General features: G+C 61.1%; 17 protein-coding genes. 11 read left to right on the top strand and 6 right to left on the bottom strand.

The features are described 5' to 3' along the window. Nucleotides 1-23: 23 nt before the first annotated feature. The 3 genes from R3F07_12750 to R3F07_12760 form a co-directional block, all read right to left on the bottom strand. Complete coding sequence (locus R3F07_12750; protein MEZ5277243.1) at nt 24-326, bottom strand: hypothetical protein; 303 nt, start codon at nt 324-326, stop codon at nt 24-26. Between the two features lie 287 nt (nt 327-613). After that, the gene (locus R3F07_12755; protein MEZ5277244.1) at nt 614-1792 is read right to left on the bottom strand and encodes a glycosidase; all 1179 of its coding nucleotides are present in this window, start codon (nt 1790-1792) and stop codon (nt 614-616) included. A 46-nt stretch (nt 1793-1838) separates the two neighbouring features. Continuing rightward, a complete protein-coding gene (locus tag R3F07_12760) occupies nt 1839-4232 on the bottom strand; it encodes a N,N'-diacetylchitobiose phosphorylase (GenBank protein ID MEZ5277245.1) in 2394 nt (797 codons plus the stop codon). 163 nt (nt 4233-4395) lie between these two features. Here R3F07_12760 and R3F07_12765 point away from each other — a divergent pair, with 163 nt between their 5' ends. The 8 genes from R3F07_12765 to R3F07_12800 all read left to right on the top strand — a co-directional run bounded on the left by R3F07_12765 (nt 4396) and on the right by R3F07_12800 (nt 10784). Further along, a complete protein-coding gene (locus tag R3F07_12765; GenBank protein MEZ5277246.1) occupies nt 4396-4896 on the top strand; it encodes a carboxypeptidase-like regulatory domain-containing protein in 501 nt (166 codons plus the stop codon). Between the two features lie 278 nt (nt 4897-5174). Then, entirely contained in the window at nt 5175-5426 is a 252-nt protein-coding gene (locus R3F07_12770; GenBank protein ID MEZ5277247.1) for a hypothetical protein, read from the top strand. A gap of 4 nt (nt 5427-5430) precedes the next feature. Then, nucleotides 5431-5958 carry a hypothetical protein gene (locus R3F07_12775; GenBank protein ID MEZ5277248.1) on the top strand — a complete coding sequence of 176 codons (528 nt, stop codon included), beginning with the start codon at nt 5431-5433 and terminating at the stop codon, nt 5956-5958. Nucleotides 5959-5967: 9 nt separating this feature from the next. Next, on the top strand, nt 5968-6948 hold the full coding sequence (locus R3F07_12780; protein MEZ5277249.1) for a ferric reductase-like transmembrane domain-containing protein: 981 nt from the start codon (nt 5968-5970) through the stop codon (nt 6946-6948). Between the two features lie 67 nt (nt 6949-7015). Continuing rightward, nucleotides 7016-7783: a hypothetical protein gene (locus R3F07_12785; protein MEZ5277250.1), complete on the top strand. Its 768-nt coding sequence runs from the start codon at nt 7016-7018 to the stop codon at nt 7781-7783. Between the two features lie 50 nt (nt 7784-7833). Beyond that, a complete protein-coding gene (locus R3F07_12790) occupies nt 7834-8040 on the top strand; it encodes a hypothetical protein (GenBank protein MEZ5277251.1) in 207 nt (68 codons plus the stop codon). Nucleotides 8041-8149: 109 nt separating this feature from the next. Beyond that, nucleotides 8150-9400 carry a hypothetical protein gene (locus R3F07_12795; protein MEZ5277252.1) on the top strand — a complete coding sequence of 417 codons (1251 nt, stop codon included), beginning with the start codon at nt 8150-8152 and terminating at the stop codon, nt 9398-9400. 259 nt (nt 9401-9659) lie between these two features. Then, a complete protein-coding gene (locus R3F07_12800; GenBank protein ID MEZ5277253.1) occupies nt 9660-10784 on the top strand; it encodes a hypothetical protein in 1125 nt (374 codons plus the stop codon). A 30-nt stretch (nt 10785-10814) separates the two neighbouring features. Here the strand turns inward: R3F07_12800 and R3F07_12805 are convergent, their stop codons facing one another. Then, nucleotides 10815-12911, bottom strand: a complete 2097-nt coding sequence (locus R3F07_12805; GenBank protein MEZ5277254.1) for an endo-1,4-beta-xylanase — start codon at nt 12909-12911, stop codon at nt 10815-10817. A 283-nt stretch (nt 12912-13194) separates the two neighbouring features. Between R3F07_12805 and R3F07_12810 the strand changes: the two genes are divergently transcribed. The 3 genes from R3F07_12810 to R3F07_12820 all read left to right on the top strand — a co-directional run bounded on the left by R3F07_12810 (nt 13195) and on the right by R3F07_12820 (nt 14819). Further along, nucleotides 13195-13872, top strand: coding sequence for an RraA family protein (locus R3F07_12810; GenBank protein ID MEZ5277255.1), 678 nt, complete (start codon nt 13195-13197; stop codon nt 13870-13872). Between the two features lie 66 nt (nt 13873-13938). Then, nucleotides 13939-14412 (top strand): hypothetical protein, encoded by a 474-nt coding sequence (locus R3F07_12815; protein ID MEZ5277256.1) that lies wholly within the window; start codon nt 13939-13941, stop codon nt 14410-14412. Further along, nucleotides 14409-14819, top strand: coding sequence for a hypothetical protein (locus tag R3F07_12820; protein ID MEZ5277257.1), 411 nt, complete (start codon nt 14409-14411; stop codon nt 14817-14819). Before R3F07_12815 ends, R3F07_12820 begins: the two co-directional genes overlap by 4 nt. Before the next feature lie 422 nt (nt 14820-15241). Here R3F07_12820 and R3F07_12825 read toward each other — a convergent pair whose 3' ends face one another. Then, nucleotides 15242-16726, bottom strand: coding sequence for a family 20 glycosylhydrolase (locus R3F07_12825; protein MEZ5277258.1), 1485 nt, complete (start codon nt 16724-16726; stop codon nt 15242-15244). Between the two features lie 400 nt (nt 16727-17126). After that, nucleotides 17127-17492 (bottom strand): hypothetical protein, encoded by a 366-nt coding sequence (locus R3F07_12830; GenBank protein ID MEZ5277259.1) that lies wholly within the window; start codon nt 17490-17492, stop codon nt 17127-17129. Nucleotides 17493-17534: the final 42 nt, after the last annotated feature.

The raw sequence follows: 17534 nt of genomic DNA on the forward strand, positions 1-17534 counted from the left end.
CGTGATCGGGCGACCGGCCAGACTCAGGTCTGATCGCTGTGCGCTTCCGCACCGCAAGGTGCGTGGCCAACGAAAAGAGCAATCCATCCATCGGGTTTCAACCTGGGATCCAGCTCATGAACGACGAATCGACGACCCGTCGAGTTCTCCAGGAGAACCTTTCCATCGTCGTGGCGGCGGATCACCACGCAGCGATCCCGGATGACGAAGATATAGGTATCTTCTTCTCCGGTCGCTGGGTAGGCATCCACCGCTCCCGGCACGGGTTTGCACCCGGATTCCGTTCGGTAATACGTTACCCGATCATTGATTTCCAGATGTCTCATGAGAGTGGTCCCCGCCCAACCTCCTCAGGCGGGGGATCCACCCGGAGAGAGATGGGATCGGGACCCCCGTAAGGTACGTGGCAAACGCCAGCCGGTCAACGGGGAAACGCGGAATCGTCGAGGATGCGACGGGAAGCAGTCCGGGTGCTCCCGGAGGCCCGGTGGTCAGCCACACAACAAACGCTGGTGGGCCTGGTGGGCGGGCGGCGGCCTGCCGGCCTGATCCCCCCTGCGAAAAGGCCCGCCCTACCGACTGAAGCCCCCGTCAATTCGTGCGTGATGGTCGATTACCCCTGTTCCAGCGCACGATTGGCCCGGATCAGCCTAATCCTCTGCCGCACGGACTCCGCTGAGCGCAATCCGTCCTCCGGGGTGTGCAGGACGTAGTCGAGCAGTCGCTCCACCCTGGTTGTGGCCACGTGCATCCGGGTATCGGAAGACGCATAGTAGATGAACACATCGCCGTTTTCCCGGCAGACCCAGCCGTTGGTGAAGATGACATTGGAAACATCACCGACCCGCTCCTCCCCGCGCGGGGCGATCAGGTAGCCCGCGGGTTTCCGAAGCATCCTGGCCGGGTCCTTCAGATCGGTCAGGAAAAGGTAGGCCACGTAGCGGAGTCCGGCCGCCGTCTCCCGGACTCCGTGCGCCAGATGCAACCAGCCCTCGGCCGTCTTGATCGGAGCGGGGCCCTGGCCGTTTTTCGACTCGTTGATCGTGTGATACATCTTGCGATCAATGATCCGCTCCGGTCCGGCAACCGGATGCTCGATGTCCTTTGCGAGGGCCCAGCCGATGCCTCCGCCTGAGCCGGTGCTGATGAAACCGTCCTGCGGACGGGTGTAGAAAGCGTATTGGCCGTCGACGAACTCGGGATGGAGGACGACGTTGCGCTGCTGGGCGGACGGCGTTTTCAGGTCCGGCAGGCGGTCCCAGGCTTTCAGATCCTTTGTCCGGATGATCCCGCACTGGGCGGTCGCGGAGGATTGATCGCTTTCCGGTGCATTCGGGTCCCGCCTCTCGGTGCAGAAGAGCCCATAGACCCAGCCATCCTCGTGCGCGACCAGGCGCATGTCGTAGACATTGGTATCGGGATCCGCGGTTTCTCCAATGACCAGTGGCTCGTCATGGAACCGGAAGCGGTCAATTCCATTCGGACTCTCGGCCAGGGCGAAGAACGATTTCCGGTCGGCCCCTTCGACCCGGACCACCAGGACGATCCTTCCCTTCCATTCGATCGCCCCGGCGTTGAAGGTCGCATTGACCCCCAGCCTCTCCATCAGAAACGGGTTGGTCGCCGGGTTCAGATCATAACGCCACTCGAGCGGCACATGGTCGGCCGTGATGATGGGGTGAAGGTGGCGTTCATAGACGCCGTTCTTCCAGGTCGTATCCACCGGATTGGGACGCAGGATCAGTGCCTCATGTTCCCTGCGCAGTTCATTCAGGCGCTCTTTGAAATTCATGGTCTTGCTGGTGACTTTCGCGATTGAAAAACAGCGGTCCGGGCCCTCAGCCCATCTCGACCACGATCCGGTTGGTCTTGCCGAGTTTCGTCACGGGAACACGACCGTCCGGGAATTCCACCCCGTTGACGGTCAGGCGCCGGACTCCTTTCTGGACTTTGTTGGGATTCCGCACCTCGACCTTCAGGCGTTTCCCCCGGAAGATTCGCTCCAGCTCGAATCCCGGCCATTCCGACGGAATGCAGGGATCGAAGCGGATCGCGTCGACCTCCGGCTGAAGGCCGAGTATCGAATGCATGGCGGAATAATAGGACCACGAGGCGGTCCCCGAAAGCCAGGGCACCCGGGAAACCCCAAACTGACTGGAAGCCTTCGAATGCGTGCTCTGGCAATGCACGTAGGGTTCACTTTGACGGATCTCCGCTCGATCATTGTAGGCGGATGGCATATACGATCGGTAGGTCCGGAAAGCCTGGTTCCCCTCCCCTCTCAGGCATTCCGCCATGACCACCCAGCCCTGGGTGTGATTGAAAATTCCCGCATTCTCCTTGGTTCCCGGATTGAAGAGAACCGCCCGCATGACCTCGATCGGGATCTTCTTGAAGGGAGGCGCACAGAGCATGACGCCGTATTCGGTCGCCAGATTCTCCCGCAGGGCCCGCATGGCCTTGTCCGATTGTTCCTCCGTGGCCGCGCCACTGATGATGGACCAGACCTGCGTGTTGAGATAAACCTGGCCCTCCTCACGGTTCTTCGTTCCGTAAATCGTCCCGTCCTCTCCAATCGCCCAGATGAACCACTCGCCGTCCCAGCAATGCTCCTGGATGAGCGCGTCGAGCGCCTCACGCCGGGAACAGGCCCAGACCGCCTCTTCTTCCTGACCCAGGCGTTCCGCGATTTCGGCATAGACACTGAGACCCAGGCGCACCTGAAAGGCGACAAACAGGCTCTCGCCGTGATACCCGAGCCGCAGGCAGTCGTTCCAGTCCGCCGACAGGCCGCAGGGCAGGCCGTGTGCCCCGGTCCGCGTCAGGTTGAAATCGAGGGCCCGACGCAGGTGCCCGAAGACGGTGGCCTTTCCTTCGTCGGCGAAAGGCAGTATCTTGTTGTAGAAGGCGACATCGCCCGTCTCCGCGACATAGGCCGGCACCGTGTTGAAGAACCACAGACAATCATCCGAACGGAACTCTTCGTCGGGTGGCGGTGCCTCCTGACCGGGACGATGGCCGAAGGGCTTGATCACCGGAATCGCTCCACCGTTGGCCAACTGCCCGGTCAGCATCAATTCCAGCCGCTCGCGGGCCGTATCCGGAATCAGGGGAAGAACCCCGAGGATATCCTGGACCGTGTCCCGAAATCCAAGTCCGTCGCGCTCCCCGTTATAGACCAGGCTGGCCGCCCGTGACCACGCGAAGGTGATCAGGCAATTGTAGGGATTCCAGACATTGAGCATGTGATCGAACTCCGGATCCGGAGTCTTCACCCGGAGGGATCCGATCCGGGAATGCCAATGCGCACGAAGCCGGACCAGTTCCTCTTCACAACGCTCCGCCGATCCATACTCCCTGACCGTTTCGTGCCCGACCGTTGCAACCGGCCCCAGGCCGAGCAACGCAACCAGGGTGGTTTCTTCGCCCGGGTCCAGCTCGATCGTGGTCCGGAGGCTGCCGCACGCATTGTCGCCGTAGGCGTCCGACCCGGTGGAGGCACCTGTCTCCACAACCAGGGGCCGATCATAGGAGCGATAAGGCCCGAGAAAAGCCGCGCGACTGGTATCATGGCCGGTGATCGGCGCACCGGTCAGACCCATCCAGAGTTCCTTCCCCTGCCCCCGGGATGTCGGATCGTTCGGGTCTGGCAGGAGGTTCTCGTTGATCGTCAGGCGCAGCAGATCCCCTTTCCGGGAGCCCCGTGCGATATATTGCGTATACTGAAGATTGACCAGGTCCTGGGTGGTCGACCAATCGTTGGCGAATTCGCAGTAGGTGAAAATCGAAAGCGTCTTCCGCTTCCTCGACCGATTGCGCACCTTGAGCCGCCAGTATTCGAAACGCTGTCCCAGGGGCACGAAGTAGGTCGTTTCCGTCTCGACCGAATTGTATCTCGACAGGATGGTCGTGTAGGCGGTTCCGTGCCGGCAGACCGAGCGGTAGCGCTTGAGGGGCTTGCCCACCGGTTGCCATGAACTGGACCAGAAATCACCGTTTCCATCGTCACGAAGATAGAAATACCGGCCCGGTTGATCCATCGGGATCGAGTTGAAGCGCAGTCGCAGAAAGCGGCCCTGGGCGGCCGATTGGAAAAAGCTGTAGCCTCCTGCGTTGTTGGTGATGACCGCACCATACTCGAGCGTGCCCAGATAGTTGCTCCAGGATTGTGGGGTGTCGGGGCGTTCTATGACGTATTCCCGCTTCTTGTCGTCGAAATGACCGTAGCGCATGATTTGGAGTGGGTTCGGAGGCATTGGTAACAGGAGGCACCAATCCCGGCGAGTCCCCGTTCGAACTCACAATAGAACGAGGGAAACGCTCCCGGCATGCCTTTTCTCTCCAGAAAAAGGTAAAACTCCGCAAGAGACCCCGATTTCGACCGATTATCCGTTTATGAATCTCCGGGCTTTTCCCCACGCAGGAATCTGCGGCCTTGCGTTTCTCGGTTTTCTGACCGGTCCGCTGGCCCTGGCTGACAGCCTGACAGTCAGTGCCGGGATCAGCGATATTGAGATCCTCATCGAGAATGTGGACAGCGGGAAGCTCGCGGCAACCCGAACGGGGGATTCCGGCCAGTTCAGTTTGTCCGGACTCGAACCCGGTGAGTATCGCCTGATCATCGGTCCGGTCCGTGGCGGGAAGGCGCTCCCGGTCTCGGACGGCAGCGAGCAGGAGGATCCGACTCCGCCGGTGGGCTACGACGTCAGACTGTCGGTCTACGGCGGTGCCATGACCGCACAGTGGGTACCCGTTTCCTCGCCGAAGGTACGCGTCGGTATCGTTTTCGCCGTTCCGGCTCGCGCCAGCGGCACCATCGCCGGCAGCATCCGCCCGGCGACTCCTCCCGCCGTCCAGACCTTGATCACCTGGGTTTCTCCACCAGCCTTTGAGTGAGCTGTCGCACCGGACGGTGCCTTCTCCGGGGAGAGGGAATTGCGGCCTGGAGGCGATCATTCTCACTTCCGCCACTCCAGCCCGGGCGGCGTAAGCAATCATGCGGATCAGGGACGCGGCTCGTCCGGTCCTCTCGATGAAGCGTCCGCTTTCGAAAGCAGTTTCCACAGGCCCACGCCAGTTAAGCTCCTTCCACCGAACGCGCGCCGATTCGTGAAAGGGAATAAAACCTCGCTTCTGTGCGTCTCCTTTGCCAACTACGGGACAGGGATTCCGCAATGAGTGAAATCGTTCTGGCAGGGTCAATGGCTTACATCGTCATTGGGATGGGCTTCACGATTTTCCTCCTTTGCGCCGGATTTGCCCGGATCGACTCCGCCGCGCGGGATTCCGGCCCCGGATTTCGATTGCTGATCATACCCGGTCTGACCGTTCTCTGGCCTCTCATGCTTATCCGATGGCTGCGTGGCGAAGGCCAACCACCCGAAGAACGGAATTCCCACCGCCGTCCCCCGGAGGAGTCCAATTGACCCGATGATCACCCGACTGCGCCGCAGACACCGCTGGATGTCGACCGTCTTTCTCGGACTGGTCCCGGCGCTGGTCCTTTTCGTCGCCATCGACAAGCGCCCGAACGGCCCCGTCGTCCTGAGCGAATCTCCCCCCTTTCCGATTCTGGATCCCGGAGATCTCGGGGACTTCATCGATTTTCAGACAGTATGGCCCGACCTTGACTGGCAGGTCGGTCAGACGATGCGACAAGGACAGAAAGCCCTCGTCCTGTTGCATCCGGCGCGTGAGCCTCAGGCCGACCTGATCCTTTACTGGATCCCTGCGAACCGCCCTCTTCGGCCCCCTCCGGAATCGGACGACGGTTTCCACACCGACCATTCAGGCCTTCAGTTGCCCCGCGAGGCGCTTTTTCTTGGCCCCCTCGCCGCAGGCTCCCGTTCGGTTTTCAACCTTCCGGATGCAACCACGGCAGAATCGGGCCGTCTCGTCCTCTACAGCCTTCCCTACCGCAGCGTGGCCGGCGTTTCCGACCCGTTGCGACTCCACTGACTCCATCCGATGGGCACCACCTACCGTTCCATTCAGTGGAATCCCCGGAAACGACTTTACGATCTCGTTGCGGTCGGTGGATTGTGTCTTTATCTCGTCGGATTCATCACGGCCAGCCTGGTTCTTTCAGCCAATGCTGATCCCATGATCGTGACGATACGGGCCTTCGGCTCGGCGGCCTTCATCCTTCTTCATGTCGTTCTCTCCATCGGCCCGCTCTGCCGTCTCCGGCCGGGTCTGTTGCCGCTTCTCTACAATCGGCGCCATCTCGGCGTGATCACCTTCCTCACGGGTCTCATCCATGCGATGCTGGTGACATTCTACTACCATCTGGGAGGACCGACCCACCCCATCCTCAGCATCTTCCTCTCCAGTTCCTTCTCGGGGGACCCCGCCTGGTTGCCTTTTCAACCCTTCGGCTTCGTCGCCCTTGTCATCCTCTTTCTGATGGCGGCGACCAGTCATGATTTCTGGCTGAATCAGTTGAGCGCTCCGGTCTGGAAGTCGCTCCATATGCTCGTCTACGTCGCCTATGCGCTTCTCGTCGTCCACGTCGCCTTCGGCATTCTCCAGAGCGAGCAATCCCCGCTCTTTGTCTGGGCGACGGCGGCGGGCATGACCGGCTTGTTTTCCCTCCACCTGGTCGCCGGCCGGGGGAGCAGAGCGGAGACCGCCCCCAGAGCAGTCCTCCGGACGAGGAGGGTTTTTTCGAGGTGGCCCGTGTGGACGACATCCGGATGGGGCGGGCAAGGATCGTCAGCCTGGCAGGCGAGCGGGTCGCGGTTTTCAAATATCAGGATCCGCAAAGCGGCGCGATTCAGATCAATGCCGTATCCAACGTTTGCCGACATCAGAACGGGCCGCTGGGTGAAGGAAAGGTTGTCGACGGTTGCATCACCTGCCCCTGGCACGGTTATCAGTACTTGCCCCGCAACGGGTGCGCGCCTCCTCCGTTCACCGAGAAGATCCCGACCTTTCGCGTCCGCCTGATCGGGTCTCGCATCCTGGTCGAGGGCGTGCCCCAGCCCCCGGGCACGGATGTCGCGCCCGCTGTCCCATGAAAACCGAAACTCCCGAGGACTCTTTCTATATCGGCTGGCAGACCCGGCCGGCCGCCGGGAATCGGCGCCTCATGGTCGGTGTGGTCGGAGGATGGATCTCGCTCGGCGCCATTCTTTCCGTCGCTTTCGCCGTGGCGCAACGGACTCCGGACGTCGCCGCCTACGCATGGACCCATGTCAGGACCTACGAGGGCCTCCTGCGGGCCTCCCCCTATCCTCATCTTCTGGTCAACCGCCCCGGCAGTGACACATGGTCAGCCTATCCGTTGGTCGGCCCGGCAAAGTTCGGGATCGCCCCGGAATGGTGCGGGAGCGCCGACGGCGATACGGTCCGGATCAATGCCGGTATCATCTACCGAAGCGGCTCCACGGTCCTTGAGGTCGTCTCCGAGCGACCTGTCCCAATCGTCGACGGCCCTGCCCCTTTCGCGACCAAACCGGTCGATTCCGCCTTCGAAGCGGTCACCCTGGTGGGGGAGATCGTCGACCTCAAGTGCTACACCGGTTCCATGAACCCGGGCCGCTTCAAACCACACCGGGCCTGCGCAGCGCTCTGCATTTCCGGTGGAATCCCGCCTGTGCTCGTCGTCGAGACCGCCGACGGCCTCATCCTCACATTCCTCCTGGTCGGCCCTGACGGCGAGATGATCAACGAGGCAGTCCTGCCCCATCTGGCAAGGGCAGTCCGGATCAATGGTCGGGTCCGCGTCGAGAACGGTCTGTGGATCCTCTCAGCGAATCCCGCGAATATCGTTTCTCTCTGAATACCGGTTGCGGCTCTTTCCAAACCGACTTCCTTGCCCGATTCACCGCCATGCTCGTCATCCGCCGTCTCGAGACCCGCACACAGGGGTTCACCGTCATCATGCTGCCTCCGGATTACCACAAGGTGATCCCGACGGACGAACATCAGCACAATGAGATTCTCCGCATCTATAAACAGGACAAACGCTACCTCGATGTGGAAAACGATTTTACCGATTACGACCTGAATCCCGATGTGCCGGCGACTCTTCAGTAGACCCGAAGGCGTGAGCCGCCGGTGTTTCAGCACATCAGGATCGCAGGGTCCCGGTCCAGAACGGAGACGTCGGATTCCCTTCGCGGACTGCCTGGCCGTGATCCTGATCATGTCCGGCACCGCGGCGCACGCTCTCAGCGAAGACAACTGGCGACCATCGCCCGCCGAACAGGTGGCCCAGGGTCGAGCCGAGACGGAACGGGCCATTGAGGCAGATGGGCAGGGCGACCCTGCCCTGGCACTGATACACTGGCGCAATGCCCTCAGCTTCCGCCCGGACCACCCGTCCCTGATTCTCAATGCTGCTGCAGCGGCGGCACAGGCGGGTGAGGCCGAGGACGCCCTTGACGGTATCGACCGTTACGTCTCCATGGGTTTGACCGGGGCCATCGCCGAAGAGCCGGCCTTGGCCTCTCTTTCCGCAACGCGCCGTTTCCACGAGGCCCTCCGCCGACTGGAGTCGAACCGTCAGCCGATCGGCCGACCCGAGGTGGCGTGGACTGTCCCGTTACCGGGGTTTTTCACCGAAGCAATCGCTTTCGATCCAGCCCCGGATGATCTCTATCTTTCGGGTTTCCAGGACGGGAGAATCGTCCGCTTCCACGGCGGTGAAGCGTCCACCGTGCATCAGTCCGATTTGAGCGTTCTCGGCCTGGCCATCGATCTCCCGCGCCGGATTCTCTGGGCGACGGCCTCCGCTCTCCCGGAAGCCCGACCTGCGACCGCGGAAAGGAAAGGGACGTCCGAACTCATCCGCTACGAACTCGATACAGGTCAGGCAACCCGGTATGCCTGCACCCACGAGGGTGAAAACCAATTCGGAGATCTTGGCCTCCTTCCGGATGGAACCGTCCTCATTTCGGATGGACTCCAGAAGGGCATCCTCTCCTTCGATCCACGATCCGGCACCTTCCGGCGCTGGTCGCAGATCGAACTCCCCTCCCCGCAGGGAATCGCGATCTCCGAGGACGGGCAGACCGTCTTTGTCGCCGACTACGCCGCCGGCCTCTTCCGACTCTCCGTTGATGGCGGAGGCTGGGTCCGCCTGGTCGGGGACGATGACCTGACCACCCTCGGATTCGACGGACTCGCCTATCGGCACCCCTTCGTCATTGGCGTCCAGAACGGAGTCCGCCCGCAACGAATTGTCCGGCTTGAGCTCGACACCGACCGGCCCCGAATCATCTCCTGGAAAGTCCTCGCCTCCTCCCTTCCGGAGTTCGACGAACCCACCCAGGGATTCATTCGTGACGATTGCTTTGTCTTCATCGCCAACAGCCACTGGCCGCAACTCGGCCTGGATCCGGATTCCATTGCAGGCCTCTCCCCGCCCCTCATCCTGAGTGTCTCCATCGATTGAATCAGCTTTGGAATTGGACGTGACAACCGGCCCTTATACTTGGTTCGGATATTCCCGATGAGGCCCCCGTCATTCGACATCCGGCGGTCACTGGTTTAGGCTGAAGCCAGGGTGTGCATCGAGATTCCGGATAGGTTTTGACCTGAGAATCAGGCGCGACGCCAACACGTTGCTTCGCGGTTGTCTGGGCGTGACCGGCTCTCAAGGGGCCCTGTCCGGCGAACATGCCCGCGTTCGAAACCAAGAGGATCCCGGGACCATGAAAACCAATCTGTCTGCCGTTTGTTTCCTGGCACTGGCCGGCCTGGTCATGCCATCGATTGCCCATTGTGATACCTTCGTCGTCACGGACGGCGATTTCGCCGATGGCGTCTATGAATTCCGCTACTACTCGAAGAGCCAGACGACGACGGTCAATGGTGTTCAGATCAACCCATCCAGTCTCTTTCTGACCAACGACGGATGGGACCCTCCCCCGAGCACGTCCAAGTCCTTCTGGCATGCCAAGGGGGGATTCTATGATGCGCACGTCGCCGGCTCCTGCACCATGGGCTGGGACCTCCGGCCGGTGACCCGGACCATCGCGAAAGTCGAGATGATGGCCGATGCCCACCTGGCCCAATTCGATCCCTTCAAGGATGATGCCTGGTGCGATCGCCTCTACGGAAGAATTGCGCTCCCCGATACCACGTTCGGCGCGAACACCTATGTGTCGGTCTTCGAATTCGTGGGCGACAATGACCCCGGTCGAAACACCGTCGAAAACGCCGGGTTCGTGGACGACATCTCCGACGTGATCGAGCGGATCGCGCCGGACTGGATGGCGGATCCGAACCTGCTCGAACTCAAGTTCGGTTACCAGCAGCATCCCATCGACGCCAGCCACCCGTCCATCCCCCGTGAACACCTCCAGATTTTTCGCGACAATACGGGAGCCGGGGATGATTCCTTTCTCCTGCGGATAACCCTTGAGGCAAATCCGTCCGCCCTGGTCAATATTTCCACCCGGGGCACCGTCGGCATCGGACCTGAACGCCTGATTGCCGGATTTGTCATCGAAGGTGACACTCCCAAGACCGTGATCATCCGCGGCGTCGGACCCGCCCTGACCGCTTATGGCCTGACCGATGTGCTGCCGGATCCGCGAATTGATCTCTACCGCAAGGATCCCGGGGGCGATGTTCTCCATGAATCCAATGGAGACTGGGAACCCCTCGGGGATCTTGAAGCCAACTTTGCCAAGGTCGGAGCATTCCCGTTTCAGCCCAATTCAAAGGATGCCTGCCTCATGTTGACCCTGCCGCCGGGTGGTTATACGGCGAAGGTCGGTGGCGAAGGCGGTGTGACCGGCGTGGCGCTGGTCGAGGTCTATGAAGTCCCCTGATCTGGGAGGCAGGCAAGCGGGCAAGGCCACTCACCAGACCGAATCCACCCGGATCCGCAGGAAGACCGGATCGTCGGCCAGCGGAAATCTCCAGTGCATATCCTCCTGATCACTTCCCGCAAAGAGGATGGCGGCGTTCCGCCAGGATTTCAAATCCGTAGATGTCTCAACCGTATAGCGGAGCGACGGGCACGAAGTCTCCCAGTCCACGGCCAGCTCGCCATCCCGCGCGTGCAGATCAAACCAGCTGACTTCCTTTCCTGTCGGTACGGTCACCTCCACTACAGGAGGCTCGCTGTTCGCGGGCAGGTGCGGAAACTCGACGACACGTTCATGGGATGCCTCGCCAACGGAGACCCTGACCCGGTAGCTGCCGAAAAAAGCCCGGCAACTGAATACGCCATTTGTATCGGATAGACCCGTTTCCCGGGTATGCCAGTCCTCAAAGAGGAGCCTGCGATGGGCCAGGCCGTTCGGCTTGTATTCACCATCCGTCGCAATCAGCGCGCCGAGCGGCCTCCACATTTCAGGCTCATAAAACCCCCACCGGGTCATCCCGACAGTGGCCGGATGCGCGAAAACCGCTGTCGTGAAGTCCCGGTCATAAGCTGCCTGACCTTCCCGGTCCCGGGTTCCCAGATCGTATTCCGTGATACGGATGGGAAGCCCGAAAACGGCAAAGCGGTCGAGGATTTCCCAAAGAACCGCCGGTGGCGTGGTCGCTTCCGAAGAATGGCCCTGCATCCCAATTCCATCCAGGGGCGCGCCCTGGTCGAGGAGCCACTGGATCAGATTGAAGTAGTGGTCCTGCGCGGCGACATTCCGGCCACCATCGGTCAGGATGGTGTTTTCATTGATATAGAGCTTTGCCTCGGGATCCAGTTCACGGACCTTCCAGAACCAGCCCACCACCGCGTCCATGCCCACGATATCGGTGAAGTCCGACAATTGCCGGAGTTCATTGATGACGTCATATTCCCGGATCCCCCGCGCCTTCATCAGCGGGACGATCTCCTCAAGGTGAGACACGACCAACGCATTGAAGGCGACTGGATCGTCACTCAATGCTTCTAGTTCAGCCGGGGCGAATTGCCACCCCGGATAGATGAGCACATGCCCCCGGGCCGGCATGCCGATCGCCTGCAGCCAGGACGCCATGTCCAGGTATTCTCCACGCCTGACCGGGTCGGCCCATCCCCAGTCCGCCCAATAGACCGGCGTCGTCGCGTAGTTGAAGTTATCCCGCATCCATTCCCGGTACTGATCCCCGGGTGCCGTCTGCTCAAGGGCCAGGCGGCTGAAGAAGGTTCCAAATTGGTAATCGTGCTTCTCCATTTCAATCTCAACCGAAGCCCCTTCGATCGCCTTTCCCGCCAGATCGGTCACCCTCAGCTTGAGATCCCCCATCCGGTTCAAGGCGATCATTTCCGCCGCCCTTGCGCGCCAGGCGGCATTCGACGCCATCCCGTCGTAGGTGATGGTCGAATACGGCAACGCCTCCGGATCCACCTCACCTTCGAGGCGAAGCGCGGCAAAACCCGCGAGATCGAGGGATTGGACGCCGAATCCCAGATGAAGGGAAAGCCGGATCGCGCCCGTCGCCATTCCCTCGGTTGCCTGACCCAGGGCCACGTAGCGGTTCCACTCCCCTGAGGTCAGGCCGCTCACTTCTCCCAGGCTCAACCAGGTCGGCTGACTTCGCTCAATAAAGCCTTTGAAGATCCCGGTGGACTGTTCGGCTCCCGGCGAGGTCCGGGCAAAGAAACTGATCAGAACCCAGTCACCCTCGTTGATCGGCCAGGGATTCGACGCGCTGTGGAGCACAACCCCGTAGGGCTCTTCCGTGTCCGCGAGGACGCCCACCCGCAGGAAGGAGTCAAACTTGGGGTGGTCGATCTCCAGCCATTCCCGGGTATGGAGACCGGCCCCGCCGCTGACCGAGATCGACGCCGCGTTGCTCACCTCGAAAAACGGGGTCGCCGTCACTTCCGGCCCGACCTCGCCAAGAAGATCCGTCAGGTAAACCGGCGGCTCCGCCCGCCCGGCATGCACGGCGAAAAGAAAAAGGAACAGGGCGATCCGGTGTGGAGGACGCCGAATGACAGGAATGGAGGGTTCGTTGTTCATGGTTTGGATCGGGGACGAATTCTACACCGACAGGCGTCCGGAACGAGGTAAAACGAACGGGAACTGTCCAGGAAGAGACAAGGGCTCCGGAGACCATCGGAATCCCTTCCGCCGACTTTCCGCCCCGATGACCAATGCGCGTCCACCGGATTTCATGTTGATTCATGATGATTCCTGGACACTGATCAATGGGGTCCGGTCTTCTCGACGGGTTCGGACTCGAACCATTGGCCCCACTCCCTCCTCAGATTTCCGATTCTTCCAACTCCAGCCCCAATTCCACATGTCGCTTCTCACCGAACTCGCCGCCTTCGATTCCGCCACGGTCCAGAATGCCGCCATCCTTGTCCGCGGTTACGTCCATGCCGATGAGGATTACACCGGTCCCGATCTGCAGCAGTATGTGGCCATCGGCGGGCCCGTCACCGTTGGCTATGCCGTCACCTCGACCTGGACGCCGATCAGTGATCCAGCCGCGAGCGGCGTCCCGACCAACTACAGCGACTACGCCGCCTATTGGGATGCGCTGGCGGCCGTCGGTGCGCCCACCATCGCCGTCCTGCAGGATGTCGACGCGCCGGCCCGGCGCGGTGCCATGATCGGTGATTGCATGGCCACCACCATGAAAGCGATGGGATCCGTTGGCGCGGTGGTCGATGGCTGCGCCCGCGACATACCCGGAGTCACGGAAGCCGGCATCTCCCTCTGGGCGACCGGCCGGGTTCCCGGTCACGGCCCGTTCACCCTGCGCTCCATCAACGAGCCCGTCACGGTCGCCAGGCTGACCATTCGCCCCGGCGATATCCTGATCGGCGACGCCGACGGCATCACCCGCCTCTCACCTGAGATTGCCGCAGATGTTCTCAAGGCCTGCCATGAAGTCCGAGCCAAGGAGGACAAGGTGAAGCAGATCTTCCTTACCCCCGGATTCACAATCGAGTCCTGGCAGAAGAGCCGGTAGTCAATCGGAACCCCACCCGCCGGCCAATATCGGAATCCGGCACTGTTCAGATCGAGTGTCCCCTCTATGTCCAATTCAGTGAACTTCGGCCTGTTCGTCCTGCTCTCCCTTCTGGGCGCCTCCAAGACGATCGGAGACACCCAACCCGACCATCGATCCTATGAACTGCTCCGGGTCATCGAAGTGGAAGGGCGTCAGGGCGTGGCCACGAACGGGACAAACTACTTTGTCGGCGGAAACACCTCGCTCTTTATCTATTCAAAGTCTGGAGAACTGGTGGGCAAGAACGAGACGGCCTTGGATGACCTGCCCCATCCCGGCAATCATATTGGCGACATCTGTTTCCACAACGGAGAGCTCTTTGCCGTAGTGGAATGGTTCGAAGACTTTCAGGGCAAGGATATCCAGGTCGCCGTCTACGATGCCCGCACACTGCTCTACCTGCGGTCGATTCCCTGGGAGCCGGCTTCCGGCCAGATCGAGGTCAGCGGAGTCGCCATCGATGCCGGTGACAACAGCATCTGGCTGACGGATTGGTGAACGGACGCTATATCTACCGCTACGATCTGGATACGGGAGCCTATTCCGGACGGCTCCACCTGCGTGCCCCACCCCAATGGCAGCAGGGGGTGGCTTATCAGGGCGGCTTTCTCTACCTTACGGCCGACGACGGCGATGCCGAAGACGGGGAGGTCGATAATCTCTGGCGCGTTCCCGCCGGAGTCCGCGACACCGCCGCCTACGTCACTCATGAGAAGGCCTTTAGCGAGTTTCGCAAAGTCGGTGAGATCGAGGGAATCACCTTCGACGATGGAACGGGCGAAATGATCGTCCTGGCCAATCGCGGCAAACACATCGTTCTCGGCATGCCCAAGGGCCTCTATCCCGGCTACGATCGGGAAATCCACGAGCTCTATGTCTACGGGATCCGCGCAGCAAACCCGTAGAAACGGGATCTGGTCCTGTCTTTGTGACGTTAACGGCTGATAAGACCGGGATCAACCGCGAACCCCATGCCGAATCGTCGGCGCGGTCCCTGTGTCCCGCCGACTTCCGGACCCTTATCACCGGTATCCGTCGAACGAATAGCCCAAAAATACGATGATCAACCGCGCCTTCCAGGAAGAATGCGGTCGGTTGGAGCAGATCGCTGAACTCAGCGGTCAGATGGAGAAATCCGGTAAAAGCCTTCGGCCAAGTGTGGTTTGGCGGATCCGACGTCGAGATGCCCGATGGGTATCAGGTCATCAACCCGGGACGTCCCACGGAAGCACGCCACAACAGGAAGCCAAAGCGATCCCGAATTCTCTCACGGCAGCGGGTTGGCGTACCACCCTGATCCGGGGCGGCCGCCCGAGCCACCCCGGTCCTACTCGTTCAGGAAATCGTGCCCCGAGAATGTGCCGGCGGCTGCGCCTTCCGGGGAAACCGGTCGACCGTGATTCACTCCCCAGAGGTAATAACCCATGTGAACGACCGGTCCCTGTTCCTTCAGGAGTTCGTCCGGAAAGGCGTCGCGGAATCGACCCTGCCACCAACGCATGATCGGGAAGACCCTGCGGTCGTAGTCCTCGTATTCGTCGATTGCCGCAAAATCCGTCGGCGGCTCCGGATTCCAGGCATAATAGGCTCCGGCAAACAGGCTGATGAACTTCCTTTCCAGTTCGTTGGTGCCCCAGAAGGTGATGTTGATGCCGTCGCAATTCGGACTGCTCCGGGCCTGCTTGCACCAGTACCGCGTGGCGTGAAAAGCGCCGCGGGGCTGGCCCACACTGGCTCCCGCCCCGGCCATCCAGCGCATTTTCCCTTCCCCGGAATACTTTTCGACAGCCGCGTCGATGTTTTCATATTTGGCCTGCCAATACTGCCAGGGTTCGATGATGAAATCCTTCCGGATGCTCTCCGGGATCGGCCGTCCGGCATGATCGGCCCACACCCTCAGGGTCAATTCCTTGCCCTGCTCGCGTGCGACCTCACGGACAATCGTATGGTAACGCTCCACCATCCGCGTCGGGGTGAAGTCCACCGGCAGTTCCGGCCCGGGAAACCACTTTGCCTCGTCCAGCCCCAGATGGATCGTCGCTTTGGCTGGCATGACCCGGGCCACCTGGGTGATCAGCTCCCGCATCAGGGCGAAGGTCTCCTCGCAGATGAGGAACGAGGATCCGCTGTACATGCCCTCCCCGCCCCGCAGCTCCGGGCGGTGGTGGACGAGCGAACCGACGTGACCCCACGCCTCCAGCTCCGGCACGATTTCGACATGATACCTCCCGGCGTAGGCCACCAGCTCGGCCAGTCCTTCAATCGTCAATGCATGCGGATTGTCCCGGCCGAACGGAAGTCCTTCAAACCGCAGACCGCAGATCTCGTCGTCGTAGAGGTGCAGATGCAATTGATTCATCTTCAGGCGGTGGAGAATCCGCACGATCCGCTTCAGCATTTGGAGAGGAAAAACACTGCGCCCCATGTCGACCATGAAGCAGCGTTTCCGGTAGGCGGGGCCGTCCTCGATCAACACCTCCGGCCAGATTCCTCCACGGGAAAGCGCAAGGATCTGCAGGAACGTCTGGAGACCATGGGCCAGGCCAGCCGCCCCACCCGCAACCACGCTGCCCCCGGATGGTTCCAGGACCAGACGACAGGCCTCCGGATCCAGGGCCGGGTCATCGATCGCCAGGTGAACGCCATAGGCGTCGGAACCTCCGGCAAATCCGACAACCCGAAGGTCGCGGAAATCCTCCGCCAGGTAGTCCGGCAGCGGACACCCCGAGAAGGCGATTCGCGAGGGCTTCGGAAACACCCCCTTCAACTCAAGTTTGTGCGGATACGGCCAGAGCCGTTCGAGTGATTTCATGGTTGCGCGTGTCGAGCGAAGCTCGACCCTGTCCGGACACGATCGGCCGGAAAACCCAGGGGGACAACCTCAATCGCACCAACCCGTACGAGAACCCGGCTGGCAAACAAAACGTAGTGCACTACGTATGGTTGTAAAAAACAAACCGTAGTAAACTAGAATGGCGCTTAGTTAAGTGTGCTTATCGATGTCTTGTCTCGGACATCCGTTGCGGCTGGCCGGGGACGTCCAGCCCTACCACGGATGCTCTTATTTCGGGTGGTAGGGCGAGGGCCTCCGGACCCGCCGCCGAAGAGCAGTCAACACCTCGTTGGCTGGTCCGATTCTTTCGCTAACTAAGCGCCATTCCAGCAGGCTACGGTTTGTTTGCGACCGGGAGCGACCGGATGACCCGGCCGGCCTAGAGTTCCTCGTAGATCGAATCGGAGACGATCTCCCGCATCTTGGCGAGGCCCTTCAACCAGGCGGCGTAATCGGCATTCTTGTCCATCGTCTCGTAGTCCGTGGCCAGGGCTGTCATGTCGGCATACTCGATCGAGACGACCACCGAACCCGCCTGCTCGCCGGCATAACGGGCGACCCAGGATCGAACGACGCCCGTACTGCCCGCGTCCTTCAGGATCTTCCTCCCGGCCTCCAGTTCCTTGGCATAGGCCTTGACGTCGGCTGTTTTCACGACGACGACACGGAGGACCGTGGCCTGGGCGATGGAGAAGAAGGGGCAGACACACAAGGCGGCAATCAGGGCGATACGTTTCACATTCATGGGGTAATCCTTTTCTTGGGGGTTTTTCAGTCGGCAGGAAAT

The organism is Opitutaceae bacterium (genome assembly GCA_041395105.1).
GTDB lineage: Bacteria > Verrucomicrobiota > Verrucomicrobiia > Opitutales > Opitutaceae > B12-G4.